The sequence below is a fragment of the Limoniibacter endophyticus genome, from assembly GCF_014652835.1.
Classification (GTDB): Bacteria; Pseudomonadota; Alphaproteobacteria; order Rhizobiales; family Rhizobiaceae; genus Limoniibacter; species Limoniibacter endophyticus.
Map to the genome: position 1 here is coordinate 68,245 of NZ_BMZO01000006.1, position 17,479 is coordinate 85,723.

The 17,479-nt window shown below is 56.6% G+C and carries 14 protein-coding genes; 3 read left to right on the forward strand and 11 right to left on the reverse strand.

Going from position 1 to position 17,479, the window contains the following annotated elements:
* Positions 1-14: 14 nt before the first annotated feature.
* Together IE151_RS09840 and IE151_RS09845 are read right to left on the reverse strand one after the other, a co-directional pair.
* Complete coding sequence (locus IE151_RS09840; protein WP_189489841.1) at positions 15-1,568, reverse strand: indolepyruvate oxidoreductase subunit beta family protein; 1,554 nt, start codon at positions 1,566-1,568, stop codon at positions 15-17.
* Between the two features lie 4 nt (positions 1,569-1,572).
* Complete coding sequence (locus IE151_RS09845; protein WP_189489842.1) at positions 1,573-3,726, reverse strand: ferredoxin family protein; 2,154 nt, start codon at positions 3,724-3,726, stop codon at positions 1,573-1,575.
* Positions 3,727-4,110: 384 nt separating this feature from the next.
* Here IE151_RS09845 and IE151_RS09850 point away from each other — a divergent pair, with 384 nt between their 5' ends.
* Positions 4,111-5,295 carry a pyridoxal phosphate-dependent aminotransferase gene (locus IE151_RS09850; protein ID WP_189489843.1) on the forward strand — a complete coding sequence of 395 codons (1,185 nt, stop codon included), beginning with the start codon at positions 4,111-4,113 and terminating at the stop codon, positions 5,293-5,295.
* A 47-nt stretch (positions 5,296-5,342) separates the two neighbouring features.
* Here IE151_RS09850 and IE151_RS09855 read toward each other — a convergent pair whose 3' ends face one another.
* The 9 genes from IE151_RS09855 to IE151_RS09895 form a co-directional block, all read right to left on the reverse strand.
* Positions 5,343-6,455, reverse strand: coding sequence for an aminotransferase class V-fold PLP-dependent enzyme (locus IE151_RS09855; RefSeq protein ID WP_189489844.1), 1,113 nt, complete (start codon positions 6,453-6,455; stop codon positions 5,343-5,345).
* A complete protein-coding gene (locus IE151_RS09860; RefSeq protein ID WP_189489845.1) occupies positions 6,452-7,855 on the reverse strand; it encodes a M20 family metallopeptidase in 1,404 nt (467 codons plus the stop codon). The genes IE151_RS09855 and IE151_RS09860 overlap by 4 nt, the downstream gene beginning before the upstream one ends.
* A 20-nt stretch (positions 7,856-7,875) precedes the next feature.
* The gene (locus IE151_RS09865) at positions 7,876-8,898 is read right to left on the reverse strand and encodes an ABC transporter ATP-binding protein (protein ID WP_189489846.1); all 1,023 of its coding nucleotides are present in this window, start codon (positions 8,896-8,898) and stop codon (positions 7,876-7,878) included.
* Positions 8,895-9,878: an ABC transporter ATP-binding protein gene (locus IE151_RS09870; RefSeq protein WP_189489847.1), complete on the reverse strand. Its 984-nt coding sequence runs from the start codon at positions 9,876-9,878 to the stop codon at positions 8,895-8,897. The genes IE151_RS09865 and IE151_RS09870 overlap by 4 nt, the downstream gene beginning before the upstream one ends.
* Positions 9,878-10,819 carry an ABC transporter permease gene (locus IE151_RS09875; protein WP_189489848.1) on the reverse strand — a complete coding sequence of 314 codons (942 nt, stop codon included), beginning with the start codon at positions 10,817-10,819 and terminating at the stop codon, positions 9,878-9,880. Before IE151_RS09875 ends, IE151_RS09870 begins: the two co-directional genes overlap by 1 nt.
* Positions 10,816-11,787, reverse strand: a complete 972-nt coding sequence (locus IE151_RS09880) for an ABC transporter permease (protein ID WP_189489849.1) — start codon at positions 11,785-11,787, stop codon at positions 10,816-10,818. The genes IE151_RS09875 and IE151_RS09880 overlap by 4 nt, the downstream gene beginning before the upstream one ends.
* Before the next feature lie 10 nt (positions 11,788-11,797).
* Positions 11,798-12,949 (reverse strand): acetylornithine deacetylase, encoded by a 1,152-nt coding sequence (argE, locus tag IE151_RS09885; protein WP_244636693.1) that lies wholly within the window; start codon positions 12,947-12,949, stop codon positions 11,798-11,800.
* A complete protein-coding gene (locus tag IE151_RS09890; RefSeq protein WP_189489850.1) occupies positions 12,949-14,517 on the reverse strand; it encodes an ABC transporter substrate-binding protein in 1,569 nt (522 codons plus the stop codon). Before IE151_RS09890 ends, argE begins: the two co-directional genes overlap by 1 nt.
* Positions 14,518-14,787: 270 nt before the next feature.
* On the reverse strand, positions 14,788-15,495 hold the full coding sequence (locus IE151_RS09895) for a GntR family transcriptional regulator (RefSeq protein WP_189489851.1): 708 nt from the start codon (positions 15,493-15,495) through the stop codon (positions 14,788-14,790).
* 233 nt (positions 15,496-15,728) lie between these two features.
* Between IE151_RS09895 and IE151_RS09900 the strand changes: the two genes are divergently transcribed.
* Together IE151_RS09900 and IE151_RS09905 are read left to right on the forward strand one after the other, a co-directional pair.
* Positions 15,729-16,517, forward strand: a complete 789-nt coding sequence (locus IE151_RS09900) for an ABC transporter substrate-binding protein (protein ID WP_189489852.1) — start codon at positions 15,729-15,731, stop codon at positions 16,515-16,517.
* Positions 16,518-16,605: 88 nt separating this feature from the next.
* The gene (locus IE151_RS09905) at positions 16,606-17,289 is read left to right on the forward strand and encodes an amino acid ABC transporter permease (RefSeq protein ID WP_189489853.1); all 684 of its coding nucleotides are present in this window, start codon (positions 16,606-16,608) and stop codon (positions 17,287-17,289) included.
* The last annotated feature ends 190 nt before the right edge of the window (positions 17,290-17,479 follow it).

The following is a 17,479-nucleotide window of genomic DNA, read 5'->3' on the forward strand; positions in this document are numbered from 1 at the left end:
GACCTTCTAGGATTTTACAAGGTCGCTATCGTTTTGATCGCGCCGTCGAGCAATTCGCCCTTTTCGTCGGCGAGCGCTGCCTGACGCAGCCGGCGCATCCAATCTGCTCCGTCTTCCCGTTGGCGCAACTGCGGCAGGACGCTCATGACGCGGTCGAACTTGGAAAGACCACGTGAATGCGTATCGGAATAACCCTTCACGAGACGACGATTACCAAGCAGTTCAACGGCGAGATCGTAATTTACAGGAAGTGTGGCCTTAGCCGCATCGAGCCAGGCCTGCAGGTGCTCCATTTCACGCGCGTGCCGCAATGTCTTGCGGCGAATGCGACGCAAGGATGACATTGCATAAAGTCCAAAAAACCAGAACAGGGTGCCAGTCCGAACGCGGCGACCCTTGTTGACGATCTTGTCCAGCCGGGCGAAAAGCTTGGGGCGGTTTTCGATCCACTCCCCCATGCGCCTTGGCATCGTCCCGCAGATCTCTTCCATGCGTGGGTGCATATATTCCGTCATGTAAAGAATCTGGCCGTCTTTTGCTCCGACTTCCCTTCGTACGCGCTCGAAACGGGAGGCGCGGACCTTCAGATCAGCGACGCGCACAACATCGTCATAGGCCATTGCAACAGCCAGATATTTCGCGGCCTGAACTGTGAAGGGGTAGCCTTTCGCCTCGCCACCATTTTTCTGGTCGCGCGACAATATCTCGCTCATGTGATCCAGATATTCGTCCGCATAAGCAGGATCTTGAAAATCGGTCAACTTTTTCACGCCAGCAAAAAGCATGGCATGCGCAATCTCGGGAAACGCGGCTATACGCGCCACCAGTGCGTCAAGTACGACATTCCCGGTTATGCCTGGTAGCGGGTCAAGGCGTTTAAATGGTTCATTGGAAACGCTATCGCGCGGCTTTATCTTCGTACGCTCAAAGGCCGCGTCAAATGCCTTCAAGCTGGCGGAAACGCCCTTGCCACCTTCTTTGATGGTTTCTTCGTAAGCCGATCGTTCAAAAGGCAAAGTTCCGGAAGCTGCGAGCGCGCCGAACATGGATGCGGAGATCACGCTACCATTTTTGACGGCTAGCGTGTCCATGTCGAAAGCGATTGTGTTCCTGGCAGCAAAATCGGTCGCTTGCGTCACTGTCTCCGGGTTGCCGATACCATCACCTGGCTTTTCCTTTTCGCCGATGGCGAAGGACCGGTGGGTAGAGGCAATCAGGGTTGTCTTGTCGGGCGTCACCAGGCCGCGAAGGACGGAACGTCCAGCTTCCATAAGCTCAGCCGCAAGGACGATATCGACGTCGCCAGGCGAAGGCATCAGGGACAGTACCGGCTGGGCACCATCCTTTTCAGGTAACATTTCGATATAATAGATAGTAGCGCCCGTGCGCTGCGCGACGCCCGGTACAGACGTAGATTGCGCAATCCAACCGCTGCGTTCGGCGACGGCAACGATCCAGTCTGCCAGCACACCGCCACCCTGCCCGCCCATGGCGAGAATGGCGAGGCTGAGGGGTTTGTCCGTGGAGAGCCGCTGATGGGCGGCAATCTGCGTATGTTTCAAGGTCATGTCCTCAGTCGGCAAAAACGATACGGCTTCCGTCACGACGGCGTTGAAGCCAGCCTATGACGCCAGCACGGATGCGGGCGACAAACTTGTCCCAGCCGGTGGGATTATGAATGATATCTGCGCGATAGAAGGAGGGACAAAGAACGGCTGCTTCGGAAACTTCGCCGCAATTGCCACAGCCGACGCAGGAATTGTCGATCGATGCGACTGGATCGTCCTTTAGCGGGTCGTCGGTGTGCTTCACCGAAAGCGATGGGCAGCCGGACAGGCGTATGCAGGCGTGATCGCCCGTACACACATCCTCATCCACGCCGAAACGTTCCTTGATCATGCGCTTGCCGTCTTTCACCGCCTTGTTAAATTGCGGTTTCACGCGACGCTGCTTGTTCAGCATGCACTCGGAAGAGGCCACGATGATCTTGGGCCCCTTCTCGTCGGTCGTAAGCGCTTCCTTCAGCGTGTCCCGAACCTTCGCGACATCATAGGTATGATCGATCTGACGCACCCATGTCGCGCCGATACCCTTCACGGCATCGACGATGGAATTATTTGTCTTGCGGCGCGGGTTGATGGCACGCGACGAGAGAATGTCCTGCCCGCCAGTGGCCGCCGAATAATAATTGTCGACGACGAGGATCACCCCGTCCTGCTTGTTGAACACCGCGTTTCCGACGGAAGTCGCAAGGCCGTTATGCCAGAAGCCGCCATCGCCCATCACCGCAATTGAACGTTTGTCGGCTTCGACGTTGAAGGCCGAAGCCGAGGCCGGGCCAAGGCCATAGCCCATGGTCGTGCCTCCAATATTGAAGGGTGGCAGGATGGAGAATAGATGGCAGCCGATGTCGGCAGACACATGATGCGGTCCGAGTTCGTTCTCAACGAGCTTCATTGCCGCGAATATCGGGCGTTCGGGGCAGCCGGTGCAGAAACCTGCCGGTCGCGGCGGGACGACTTCGGCCAGCGCCTTGATCTTCGGGTCTGCCAGAATGGGCGTTGGGTCCGGAACGGGCGGCTGATTGCCCAGGATCGGACGCGCATGGGTCTCGAAGAATGTTTTCAGCGCCTTGGTCAGAACGGGGGCCGTGTATTCGCCACTCAACGGCAGAATATCCTTGCCGGAAACCTTGGTCTGGATGTCGCGCCGGCGCAGAAGCGTGTGAAGCGACTGTTCGATATATTCCGGTGCGCCTTCCTCGATCATGATGACGGCTTTCTTGCCGGCGCAGAAGGCGACCATCTCGTCGTCGATCATCGGATAGGCTACGTTCATTACGTAGATCGGTACGGCGGAATTGCCGTAGACATCTGCCAGGCCGAGCTGCTGTAGGGAGCGCATGAGGGAATTATACAGCCCCCCGAGCACAACGACACCGACCTCCCCTTCTTCCGGTCCAAAGAACTCGTTCAGCTTCGCCTGCTTGATAAATTCCACGGCTGCGGGCCAGCGGCGCTCGAGCTTATCCTTTTCGTGCGCGAAATTTGCGGGAGGAAGCACAATGCGATTGACGTCACGGACTGGATTTTCCAGCGCCTGCTTCAAAGTATATGCGGGACGTTTGTTATTTTTGGCGACGAACTGCCCGTGCACATGACAGGCTCGGATGCGAACCTGAAGCATGACCGGCGTATTGGACGCTTCGGAAAGTTGAAAGCCATCCTCCACTGCCTGGACGATGCATGGCAGGTTCGGGCGCGGATCGAGCAGCCACATTTGCGATTTCATCGCATAGGCGTGACTGCGCTCCTGCATGATCGATGAGCCCTCGCCGAAATCTTCGCCGAGGATGATCAGGGCACCCCCCGTGACGCCCCCGGAGGAGAGATTGGAGAGCGCATCGGAGGCGACATTGGTGCCGGCCGTGGATTTCCAGGTGACCGCTCCACGTACCGGATACATGACGGAGGCTGACAGCATGGCCGCTGCCGCTGCTTCCGAGGCGGATGTCTCGAAGTGAACACCCAACTCTTCCATGACATCCTTGGCGTCTGCCAGAACATCCATCAGATGTGAGATTGGCGAACCCTGATAGCCGCCGACATAGGAAACGCCGGACTGCAACAGAGCCTTGGTAATTGCGAGGATGCCCTCGCCGCGAAAAATCTCGCCGTCGCCGAGCTTAAGGTCCTCGACTTCGCGAGCGAACGAACGCTCTGCCATTATTTAATTCCCCCGCTCTCTTCTGGAGCTTCAAGATATTTGCAAAATCATATTTTAATTCCACAGCGGAGGTCAATAGCTTTAGGAATTATTCCGTGGCGTTGGCTTGAATGATGAAAAGAGAGGAATTTTGCCTCGTGAAATATGTTCCTGCATTCTTTTCGAGTTTCACGTCCACAGGCGCCAAGGCGTGCAGATTCAGAGTACCACGACGCTGGAGATGCGCAGCGGAGCCTGAGAAACGGGCGGCATAAGCTCGATCCTATCTATTTCTGTTGATTTGATCAAAAGATCATGATTATGTTTAGCAGGGTCTCCAGTCGGCTTTCTCCTATCTGCAATGGAATAAGCCCCGCTCATTAGTCGCATTCTATAGGAAACTTCATGGTCCGCCTCGCTCGACGTATTACGCAAAGTTCCAAGAAAGATTATGGCATGTTCGCGCGCGCGGCAGCGTTGGCGGGTAGCGGCAAGGATCTCATCCATCTTGAACTCGGGCGGCCCTATCACGACACTCCGTCCCATATAAAACAGGCGACGATAAAAGCGCTTGAAGAGGGCCATGTGCATTACAGCGACTTGCAGGGCATTCCCGAGCTGCGTGAAGCCTTGGCAAAGAAGTTGGCGGCGGGAAACGCGCTGGACTACAAGCCCTCCGAGTTGATTGTTACCAACGGGTTGACGCAGGCGTCGTTCGCCGCTTTCATGGCTCTGCTCGATCAGGGCGACGAGGCAATTCTCCTGGAACCGTATTATCCGCAGCATATAGGCAAGATCGAGCTTGCGGGCGCCAAGCCAGTTTATGCCCAACTCGACAAGGAGGCCGGGTTCAGAATTCGGCGCGATCTCATCGAGAAGCATATAACCCCGGCCAGCCGCGTCATCGTGCTGGTTAATCCGGTCAATCCGACGGGCCGCGTCTATTCGCGCGACGAATTGCAGATTGTTGCCGATCTCGCCATTGAACATGACCTCGTCGTTATCTGCGACGAAGTCTATGAGCAGATCGTTTTCGACGGTGTCAGCCATATCAGCATTGCCTCTTTGCCAGGCATGCGTGAGCGGACTGTTTCCCTTTTTGCCTTTACCAAGGCTTTTGCGATGGATGGCTGGCGTCTAGGCTATCTTGCCGCTGATGCGTCCCTCATCGGTGCATTGCTCAAGATGACGGCTTCCGAAGTCACCCACGTCAACACCTTCATTCAGCATGGGGCGATCGCGGCCCTTACCGGTCCGGAAAACGTTCTTGCGGATATGGTTGAAGATGATCGGCGCAAGCGTGATCTGGTGGTGAAGCGTCTTAACCAGATGCCTGGCGTTCGCTGCACGATGCCAGAGGGAACGATCTACGCTTTCCCGGACATTTCCGAGACGGGCTTGACGTCCCGGGAGGCCGCAGAGGATATATTGCAGCGGACCGGCGTTGTCTTAGAAGCCGGGAGTTTTTATGGCTCCCAAGGTGAAGGCCATTTACGCGTGTGCTTTGGTTCAGAAAGCCTGGAGAAACTTGATCTGGCGATGGATCGGCTTTCCGCGTATTTCAATGGCCGGATGGCGGCAGTCGCCTGATTGGAAGCGCGCGACCGGAAAGCGCAGTGCCGGTCGCGCCAGATAATTCAGCGGAATTCCTGCATCACCGCGCCAAGATGCGCAACGGCATCCTCTCCCGTCACGATGCCTGGGGAAAACCGGATTATTGCTCCGCGATTATCGCAAAATAGACCTTCGGCTTTGAGTTTCTTCTGAATTTGGGTAGCGACTTCCGGCGAGCTTGCCTGGATCATGATGCTTCCGCCGCGCTGCGCGGCATCGAGCGGCGAGACGATCGGCATTTCGAGTGCCTGCGCCATCTCCACGATAGAGGAGACAAGCTGACGATTACGGGTTGCCAGGGTTTCCACACCAGTCTCCAGAACGAATTCTATGCCCGGCTGGGAGGCCACAGACGCCAATACTGCCGGGGTTCCGTGATCGAAGCGGCGGACGTCAGGAGCATAGGAAAAATCATCCAGTCCCCAGGAGAACGGATTGGGTTGGCTGAACCAGCCGCGTAATTCCGGTTCGCATTGTGCCAGCAAAGACGGTTCGATCTGGAGGACGCCTGCCCCTGAAGCGCCGCAGAGCCATTTGAGTGACGATCCGATCACGACGTCTATTCCCTCCGACACTGCAAATGGTGCAATGCCCACGCCTTGCGTGACGTCGACGACCATGATGCTGCCCATGCGCTTGCTTTGGTTTCGCAGCGCGTCGATGTCGACTTTTTTCGAGGTGGTAGACGAGACGAATGTTACGAGAGCCAGGCCGACGTCTTCGTTCCAGCGGGCGAGAAAATCTTCGTCATGAACAAAGAACTCACCCTGCCGGAACGGCACGGTTTCAAGGGTGAACCCGAAACGCCCGGAAAGACCGTTCAGGAGAAAATGCAAGCTCGGAAAGCAGTCTTGAGCGACGAGCACGCGCTTACCCCGCAAGCGGCCGGAGGGCAAGGAGCCGATCAGGGTATAAAGGGCAAGCGTCACGTTTTCTGTCACGGTAAGCGATCCGGACGGCGCACCGATGAGACGTTCCCAAGCGTTGATGAAGGACTGCCGCGCCGCGAGCGCCGTCGGCCATTGGTTGTCGTCTTCGGCGGACCATGCGCTGGAGAAGTCTCTCAGCGCCTCGGCCATGGCGGCATCTTTCCCGGAAAATGTGCCGATCGAGTGATAAAGAAAATATCCGCTCATTGACCTTCTCCCTCTCCGAGATCGCAATAGATCCCCGCCATGATAGCCAGTCCTTCGCGCACGATTGATATTGGAAGATGCTCATCCGGTGCGTGCTGAAGGCAGCCGGGATAGGAATGCGGGATCCAGATTGTCGGCAGTTCGAGAAGATCGCTGAATATATTATTTGGCAGAGAACCGCCGAGATTGGGAAGAATAGCAGGTTTCTGCCCTGACGTGCGTTCTATGGACGCTGCAATTCTCTTCACCCATGGGTGATCGGGATCGAGCCTGCTGGCGAGGAAAATTGCATCATGAGGATCTCTCACCTCGATGCGATCGAAGCCCTCCTCTTCCAGCGCCGAACGTACCGCCGGCACAATAGCGTCCGGATCGACGCCGACAGGAAAGCGGAGTTGCACACGCGCCCGTGCCTTGGGAGGGATGGCGTAGAGAGGTTGTGCGAGATTGCCGCATTCCATCTCCATGATATCGAACGAGCTCCAGGCGAAGACTTTCTCTTCGGCAGTCAGTCCCGGCTCCCCCCACCATGGTTCTATCTGGGGATCGTGGGCGGTCGGCTCGATCTTGCAATCACGCAGGGCCTCACGCACATTCCCCGGAATGGTTCCGGGCGTCAGGGCCTTCACCTTGATTCTGCCTGCCCGGTCCACCAGCGCTGTAATCGCATGACAAAGCTCGATGCCGGGATTGGAGAGTAAGCCGCCCCAGTTGCCGGAATGCTGGAAGTGCTCGCGTGCGTTTGCTTCGAGATAGAAGGACATGCCGCCACGTGCGCCGAGAAACAATGTCGGCCGTTGCAACGAAAGTCTGGGGCCATCTGATGCGATGAAGACATCGGCGCGGAGCTTGTCGCGATGCTCCGAGCAAAACTCCTCCAGTCCCAGGGATCCGGATTCTTCGCCCATTTCGATCAAATATTTCAGGTTGAAGCCAAGGCGCCCTTTCTCAGAGAGAACGGCTTCGATGGCCGCCATGTTAATGGAATGCTGCCCCTTGTTATCGGCCGTGCCCCGGCCAAACCAAACCCCATCCCGCTCCTGCATGTCGAATGGAGAAAGTCCCGCTGTCCATTTCTCGGCAAGACCGGCAACGACATCGCCATGGCCATATTGCAGTACGGTGAGATCCGTTCCCTCCTCCAGCCGCGTGGCGAGTAAAAATGGGCCCGGCGCCAGATCGTTTTCGAAGACCTCTATCGAAAATCCCATCCGCTCGAAAGGCGGGATCATTTCCTCGTGAATATAGGCTTCGAGGTCAGGTTTGTTCTCTGCGATGCGACTGGCTGATGGAATGGCAACCCGGCGCGCCAGAATCGTTTGAAACTCTCCGCTATCCAGATGGTCGAGGGCGCGCCTGATTGCGTTCTGGCGACTGTCGCTCGCTACAATATTATCCATGGAATACTCGTTTTTGGCGTTTATGCGGACAGTGACAGTTCGTTGGCAAGCGATGAACCGGCGGCCTTGCCGCCCTGGCCAAGCTCGAGATTGAAATGGCACCGGAACATGCCTCCATCCGGACGGGGGCGGGCCTCAGGCGCGTCGGTACGGCATTTCGGTTGAACGAAAGGACATCGCGTGTGGAACCGGCAGCCCTGTGGCGGCGATGAAGGGCTCGGCAGTTCTCCAAGGATCGGGTGCAAGGCCCGGTCCTCGACGTCCATGCCTGGTGCCGCATCGATCAGAAGGCGTGTGTAGGGATGTTGCGGCTTTTCGAATAGCGTTGCAGCTGGTGCTTCCTCGACCAGTTCGCCGAGATACATGACCCCGATCCGATCAGCCATGATCCGCACCACTGACAGATTATGAGTGATGAAAAGGCTCGTCAGATTTAGCCGGGCCTGCAGGTCGCGCAGGAGGTTGAGAACTTGAGCCTGAACGGAGACGTCGAGCGCGCTGGTCGGTTCGTCAAGGATCAGGAAGTCAGGTTCGCCTGCAAGCGCACGGGCAATGCAAATGCGCTGGCGCTGCCCACCGGAAAACTCCTGCGGATATTTTTCTCTATCCCCGGAGGAAAGACCGACCATTTCCAGCAGTTCGTCGACACGTGCGCGAATGGCTGCCTTGCTGGTGCGCAAGCCGTGAACGATAATCGGTTCGGCTATCGAGCGCTCAATCGTCCAGCGGCCGTTCAGCGAGGTGAAGGGGTCCTGAAAGATCATTTGCAGACGCGGTCGAACCGTCTTGCCAGGAGTGCTTGCGAGCTCGATCTGCCCCTCCGTCGGCTGCACGAGTCCCGATACCAGGCGCGCGATGGTGGACTTTCCACAACCGCTTTCTCCTACCAGCCCCATGGTTTGGCCATGGACGATCGAAAAGCTGACATCGGAAACAGCACGCACACCTTGTGCGGGTTGCCCCTTCAGCTTGTCGATCAGCCTTTGTTGTTGGCCATAGACCTTGCTGACATGAGCGACTTTCAAAATGACATCCGTGCTCATTGCGGCAGCTCCCTTTCGAGAGGATGGTGACAGGCGAACGCCGATACTTCGTCTCCAGACAGAGCAGGGACAATCCCCCGACAGTCGGTTTGCGCCTTGAAGCAGCGTGGATTAAAAGCGCAACCGGATGGCAGCGCCCCGATGCCTGGCATTGAACCCGGAATGGGCGTCAGCTCTATTTCACCAGCATCCGATATATCCGGCGTGGCGCGAATGAGTCCCTGCGTATAGGGGTGCCTCGGATTTGCGAATAGCTGCGATACAGGCGCGATCTCCGCTATGCGGCCCGCATAGAAGACAGCTACACGATCCGCCATCTTGGCAATTACCCCGAGGTCGTGCGTAATAAGCATCATGGCCGTCCCGGTTTCACGGTGAAGATCACGCAGCAGCTGTAGAATGTGCGCCTGTACGGAGACATCGAGCGCCGTGGTCGGCTCATCGGCAATGACGAGCGCGGGATTGGTGCAGAGTGCGAGCGCTATGACGACGCGCTGGCGCATGCCTCCTGATAGCTGATGGGGATAACGATCGACCTGTAATTCCGGGTTTGGAAGCCCGACCCGATCCAGCCATTCTATCGCAAGTTTGCGCGCGCGTGTCCGATCGAGCTTGAGATGCGCACGTATTGTGTCCATCAACTGGCGACCAACCGAGATTACCGGATTGAGCGACGTCATGGGATCCTGAAAGATGAAGCCCACCTTCCCGCCGCGGACGTGGCGCATGGCGCGGGAAGACAGTATGTCGAGCCGTTCGCCATTGAGGCTTATAGAGCCGCCGGTTCGCCGTAGCGGGGGAACGAGCAGGTCGATGATCGCAGAGCCGGTGATGGACTTGCCCGCACCGGACTCGCCCACAATTCCCAGCACTTCTCCTTTCTTGACATCGAAGCTAACCCTGTCCAGGGCAGTCAACGCATTGTCGTCCCGCCGCAGCGTCACCGTGAGATCGCGTACTTCCAGAAGTGAGGGCTGCATCACGAACGGCCTTTCAGCTTGGGGTTATAGACGTCGCGAAGATGATCTCCGAGCACATTGACAGCGACCACGAAAATCACCAGGAGCACGCAAGGCCAGATCGAAATCCACCATTCCCCTGACTGCAGAAAATTGTTGCCGTTGCGGATAAGCGTGCCGAGCGAGGCTGTTGTGACGGGTAGGCCGATGCCGAGGAAGCTCAACGTCGCCTCGGTGATAATTGCAATACCAAGATTGATCGTTGCAATGACCAGAACTGGCGCCATGACGTTCGGCAGAATATGCAGAAGAACTATGCCCGTGTTGCTACGCCCGCTGATCTTGGCTGCGGCGACGTAATCCTGATCCCGTTCGATCATGACCGAGGAGCGGATCGTGCGGGCATATTGGACCCAGAACGCGATACCAATCGATGTAACGACAATGGCAATGGAGACGGCGACGCTGCGATCGCTGCCAAGGACCGCACGTGACGCGCCATCGATAATCATTGCCAAAAGCAGGGCCGGATAAGCGAGCTGGACATCCGCGACACGCATGATCAGGTTGTCGATACGCCCGCCGACGAAGCCGGCGATCAGGCCAAGCGTTCCGCCGAGTGCAAGGCCGATCAGCACGGAGAACGCGCCCACCATGATCGAAGTGCGCAGCCCATACGCCATTGCAGTCAACAGGTTTCTGCCCTGGTCATCGGCACCTAGCGGAAAATCCGGGTTGCCCCCATCCATCCAGATTGGTGGCGTAAAGGCATCGAGTACTGACATGCCGGACAGTTCGAACGGGTTTGGCGCGAAGAATGGCAGGAGGATAGCGTAGGCAAACAACGCTACGAGAATGATCGCAGAGAATGTAGCCGCCGGCGCGCTGAACATCGCTTTGAGAAAGCTATTCCGGCGGTTCCGTGTCGCTGAGGCCGGCGTATGGAGCGGAATGGAAGTCATGACCTTCTCCTCAGGACGCGCGGGTCAATCAGTGGGTAGCAAAGCTCGACGAAGAGATTGATGACCATAAACACCGCGCCGACAAAGATCAGATAGATTGCGATGACAGGAATGTCGGCGGCCTGAATCGACTGGAGGAAAAGTGACCCGAGGCCAGGCCAGGCGAAGACGTTTTCGGTCACGACGGAAAAAGCGATGATATTGCCAAGCTGTAGGCCGAGCATGGTGATGATCGGCAGGAGCGTGTTCTTGATCGCGTAATGAAACCAGATGGTGCGTTCCGGGATGCCACGTGCGCGCGCAAAACGAATATGTTCGCTGTGGCCAACCTCCATCAGCTGTGTGCGCAGCATGCGGATGATGAAGGTGATCTGGAATGTCGACAGCGTGATCGCGGGCAGGATGATGGCCTGCCAGCCCGATTTTGTCAGCAAGCCGGTGGCCCAGAAGCCTAGCTCGACGGTCTGACCGCGCCCGAAGGACGGCAGGAGGCCCAGCTGAACGGAGAAGATGACAATAAGCGCTATGCCAATGACAAAGTTTGGCAAGGTGATGCCGGCAATCGAAAAGAGCATGATGCCTCGCGCCAGGGGCGACTTCGGTTTCACGCCGCAATAGATGCCGGCCGGGATGGCAATGATGATTGTGAAGATCAGGCTTACCACCGCCAGTTCCACCGTTGCGGGTAGCCGTTCGCCGATCAGTTTCGAGACCGGTTCCTGTGTTCGATAAGACGTTCCAAGATCGCCCTGCAGAAGGTCAGAAAGAAAACTGGCGAAGCGCGTTAGCATTGGCTGGTCGAGGCCGAGCTGTTTGATCAGCTCAGCACGCTCCGCAACCGTCGCGTCCGCGCTCAGCAGCGAGCCGAGCGGATCTCCGAGATTGGCCACCAGCAAAAAGGCGATAAAGCTGATAATAAGCAAAACCAGCAAGGTCTGGCCAATGCGTGAGGCTGTGTATGACAACATGGCTATTCACTCAGCAGCAGCGGTCGCCCAAATCTTCCAGAAAGGCGACGCATGATTTCAGTTCGCTGATCGCGATGGACTCGTCAGGCTGATGCGCGTCGGCGATATCGCCTGGTCCGATGACGACCGAAGGAATACCGGCATTCTGGAAAATGCCTGCTTCTGTCCCGTAGGGTACGGCGCGAGGAGCTACTTTGCCCAAGCGGCCGAGAAGATCGGTCTCAAGCGTGGCATCATTCGTCGGTTTCAGCCCCGGAATGCGTGCCTGGACATCGAAACGGATGCCGCACTCAGGATCGACCGCCTTCATGGCGGGTTCGATCTTCTCGCGCGCAAAATCCCGCATGCGGTCAAGCACAGCGAGATCGCTTTCGCCGGGAATGATCCGCATTTCCCAGAAGAATTCGCAAGCTTCAGCAACGATGTTACCGTGCAGGCCACCGCTGATCTGATTGACCTGGATCGTTGAATAAGGAGGATCAAGGCCTTCGAACTGCGGGCCGTTACGCATATCGTCACGGATGCGATTGATTTCTGCGATCATTTCACCGGCTGCCATGACGGCATTGACGTAGCGATCCGGTTGGGAGGAATGTCCCGGTTTGCCGATAATGCGGGTCCATCCGATCAGGCCACCCTTATGGGCCGAAATCATGTCCATTCCGGTCGCCTCGCCGATAACGGCAAGACTGGGCCGCACGTGCTCCTGTCCCAGCCATTCAGCCATCGAGCCGACGCCGGTGCATCCGACCTCTTCGTCATATGAGAAGGCCAGATGAACCGGGCGTTCGAGCATACGAGCACTCAGCGCTGGAAGCGCCGCAAGACAGCATGCCAGGAAGCCCTTCATGTCCGTTGCGCCCCGGCCGACGAGGCGCTCCTCCTGCTGACGCAGCACCCATGGGTCCCCGCTCCACGCCTGCCCTTTTGTAGGCACGACGTCCGTATGGCCGCTAAAGACAATACCGCCTTTTTCTTCCGGTCCGATGGAAACAAGAAGATTGGCTTTTGTGCCTTCCGGATTAGGAAAACGACGGAAGCGCGCGCCAAATGGCGCTGCCACAGTCTCCACATGGTCGAGTAGAGCAAGGTTGGACTCTGCGCTTACAGTCGGGAACGCGATCAAATCGGCCAGATGTCTTTCTACAGTCGCAGTCGCCATTATTCGGCAACCTTGAAATAGCGCAACGGGTAGCCGAGATCAGCAGGCTGGACCACTTCAACCCCGTCGCGGACACCCCAGAGCTGCTTCAACTGGTGGATCGGAATGAAGCCGACATCATCCTTGATGATTTGCAAGGCCTCGCCAATCTGGGCTGTGCGTTTGGCAGGATCGGTTTCCTTGCCGCTGGCGACGATCAACTCGTCGACCTTCGGGTTGGAATAACCGCCAATATTGAAGGAGCCCAAACCTTTTTCTGGATCCCGTGTCGTCGCGATCGACGTCATGAAAATATGCGCGTCGTATGTAAAGGGCGAGTAGCCGAGAAGTGCCAAACTGGTATTGTATTCAGGCGGATTGACCTGTTTTGCCCACTGGCTCGTGGTCTGCGCACGTGGCGTGACCTTAATTCCGATACGGTCCAGCGATGCTGCAATTGCAAGGCAGGTTGCCTCGTCGTTCATGAAGCGATCATTGGTGCAATCCAGCGTTACGGCGAAGCCTTCGCCATAACCTGCCTCTTCCATCAGCGCCTTTGCCTGGTCGACGTCGGCTGCAACCGGCGTGGCCAGTTCGGACGTGTTGCCTGCGACTTCTATGCCGATCGGCGTTCCGATCGGGGTCGAATAGTTTCGCATGATCCGTTTTTGAATCGCCGTGGTGTCGATGGCCAGCTGCATGGCCTTGCGAACTTTTACATCCTTGAACGGGTTCTTGTCCTTGACGCTCCCGAAAATCAGTTCGTCGCGCGCCACGTCCGGCTGGAGATAAATTGTTCGCAGATCATTGCCGGCCTGAACGCGGAAGCCGGTCGTCTGGTCGATGCGTCCGGTATCCTGCGGTGGCACGCTCTCGATCATGTCAACCTCCCCGGAAAGGAGCGCTGAGACACGCGTGGAAGGATTGGGAATAATGAAGAAGGTGGCCTTATCGACATTGCCCGAAAGCTTGTCCCACCAATCCGGATTTGCTTCGAAAATCGTCTTAACGCCGGGATCACGGGAGCTGATCTTATAGGGGCCGGTGCCATTCACGTTCCGATTGGCGTAGGTTTCGGTGCTGTTATTGGCGGAACCAGGGGCGACGGCGCCGTTCTCCTCCGCCCATTCCTCGTCCATGATAAACCAGTTGACGATCTGGTTCGGCAGGATCGGATTGGGAGCAATCGTCTTGATGACTACCTTGTAATCCCCGTCCTTCTCGATCGACGCCATGGACGCGATGTTCGACTTGATTCCACCGGCCTTGCCGCGGGTCAGGGAAAAGATCACATCGTCAGCTGTGAAGGGATTGCCATTGTGGAATTTTACGCCCTCGCGCAGCGTGAACTCCCAGCTCAGATCATCGATCTGCTTCCATTCGGTCGCTAGTGCGGGCTCGAGTTTCTGTTCGGCATTACGGCGAACCAAGGGCTCATAAACATTGCTTAGAACCGCGAAAATGAGGGTATTGGAAACCGCATGTGGGTCCAGCGTATAAGCATCGAGCGGGCCAGCAAACTTAAACTCGGCCGCGTTCGCCGAGCCTGTGGAGACTCCCATCGCAGCGACCATTGCGGCCAGGGCCACCGATGCGATTCCCGCGCGGGCCCGCGTTTTTGATGGCGTCCAGGATTCAAGGCGTGAAATTACTGTGTGCTGCCGCAACATGGGGCAAACTCCCTATCGTTCCCACTTTATAGTTCTCGCCTTTTGGCGACTTGGATTGGGAGGATAAGGGAAATAGCTGCATGTGCAAGTAAATTTTGATCAAATGCGCATGTGCCCCTGGAGATCCACGCGCTGTTGTGGAGCCTTGCGTGAAATATGTCCCACCACGCCGGCTGAGTTTGCATGTATTTAGCCGCGCATCACAGACCCGGCGGGAGTGAGTAGCGTGCGGATCAGGTCACGGGTCGTCTGAATGTCCTCGCGCATCATGGCACGAGCACGCTTTGCGTCTCCTTCGCGCAGCGCAGTAATGATCTGTCTGTGAATGCGTTCGAAATCGTCTGTCTTCCCGTTCTGGATCTCTCGCTCCACATGATCGGACAATAATCGCATGTAAGGGCCGAAGCGAAGCCAGAGCATCAGAATCAACTGATGGAGGACTTTCGATCCCGACATCTCATAGACTGCGAAGTGAAATTCCTGGTTCTTGCGCAGCATCCCCAGAACGTCGCCCGCATCACCGAGACGGGCATGCTCCTTCGACAACGCTTCGGCCGTATTTATCTGTTCTACTGTTGCCTGTTTCGCGGCTTCTTCCGTGGCTGTTCCTTCGAGCGATAGCCGTGCAAGACATATATCGTCGAGGTTCTCGCGCGAGACTGCGGGGACGCGTGCCGATCCATTGCTGCCAATTTCAAGCGCTTTTTCGGCGGCGAGCCGTCGCAGTGCTTCTCGTACCGGCATGTGACTGGTACCGAACTCAGAGGCGAGAGAGGAAATCGTTATCGCTTGAGAGGGCTCGAATTGTCCCCACATCAGTGCCTGCTGCAACTGCTCGTACACGCCATCCTGCAGGGTGAAGCGTGTTGATACTTTTGAAAGCGTGGCACCTGCCATCTAAAATTCCTTTCTGAAGACCTGATATTCAAAGCTTCGCGCCGAGACTCCCTCTGGAGCCGCCCTCTGCGGGCATTCACGCGCGTGGGTTTCCACGAATCGACCTTTTCGCAAAAGTATCATTTGATCAAGATTTCATTGGACAAGGCGTTTTCTCTCGCATCATATTAGGCGCAGGAACACCCCGAATAATGCAGAAGAATTGCATCGGGGGCATTTTCGGGAGCCTACGCATGCTTAAATTCGGAACCTTACTCGCCTCTGCCCTGCTGGTATCGATGGCCACTCTCGGAGCGAAGGCTGAAACCTTTGTCCTCGGGGCCTATCCATCCAACCCGCCCTGGGAGTTCAAGAACGAGCGAGGTCAATTCGAAGGCTTTGAGATTGACGTTGCACAAGAGGTTGTCAAGCGCCTCGGGATGGAGCTGGAAATTTCCGACCTTGGCTTCCAGGCCTTGTTTGCCGCCACGAGTTCCGGTCGCATTGATGGTGCGGTTTCTTCGATTTCCATCAATAATGACCGTCTTCAGACACAGTCCTTCACGCAGCCCTACTATGACAGCGATGGAACTATAGTTGGAAGAGAAGCCTCCGACATAGCGTCCCTGGAAGATTTGAAGGACAAGACGATTGGCGTGGTGGCGGCGACGACCGGCGCCAAGTGGGCGGAAGAAAATCGCGAGAAATACGGGATCGGCAACGTCACCAGCTATTCCGCCCAGCAGGACCTCCTTCTCGACGTTCGAAACGGACGTATCGACGGCGGTGCGGGTGAACTGGCTGGTTTCCAATATGCGATGACTAAAACGCCTGGCTTGAAGATCCTGGTGCGGATTCCTACCGGTGAACGCTTCGCGATGATGATGAAAAAGGATCATCCCCTGCTAGAGAAGGTGAACGCCGCTCTGACGGAAATGAAGCAGGACGGCACGATGATTGGCATCCACAAGAAGTGGTTCGGCGTTGAACCCACCCCGGACACGAGCACGGTGACGCCGTCGGATCTGCCGAAGGCACAGTAGCACGAGTGCTCACCGGTGCTTGGAAGCCAGCCTCTTGTGGCTGGCTTCTTTTCTCTGCGGCAGCCACAATATCGATGAAAGTGAAATCATGGAACTGATCGACACGTTCTTCAACTGGGACATTCTTGTTCGTTCTTTTCCCATATTGCTGCGTGGCCTTGGCAATACGCTTCTGCTCGGGATAACCGCCATCATCTGTGGCGGACTGTTGGGTGTGGGCATTTGTCTTGTCAGGTTGTACGGCCCCAAATTTTTTCGGCTGCTTGCTGTAGGGTATATCGACATATTGCGAGCAATGCCGGTTCTGGTTCTGCTTATTCTTATTTACTACGCCCTGCCCTTCGTCGGCATACGCTTCTCGTCCTTCACTTCCGCAGCGCTCGCGCTCAGCCTGGTTCTTGCGGCGTTCACCGCAGAAGTTCTGCGTGCGGGTATTCAGGCAATCCCGCGCGGGCAGTTCGAGGCTGCCAGTGCACTGGGCTTGTCGTTCTTCCTTACAATGCGCAAAGTCATCCTGCCGCAAGCCATGCGGATCGTCATTCCTCCCCATACATCAAACTGTGTCTCGATCATGAAAGACACGGCTCTCGCCTCGGTCGTGGCGATGCCTGACCTGCTCAAGCAGGCGAATGATACTCAAGCCTTGATGGCGAACCCGACGCCCCTGATCGGCGCTGCAATCATCTATATCGCCCTTCTCTGGCCGATGGTGCGGCTTGTTGCCTGGCTTGAAGTGCGTGCTCAAAATCAACGGTCTTTCGTGAGCAAATAGCGGCATTTCAAGGGGGAACGATCGGGGTATGACTAAAAGTCATGCAAGACCCCTCTTTTGTCGTTTTTTCTTTGGCCAGGGGTGGGCCATGAATGACTCGATCATGCTTCTCTCCGAGAGGAACAGTGAGTGAAGCAGGAGTCTAGGGTAATGGCTGCTGCCTGAAGCGCCATCTGAAAAGCGTTTAGCG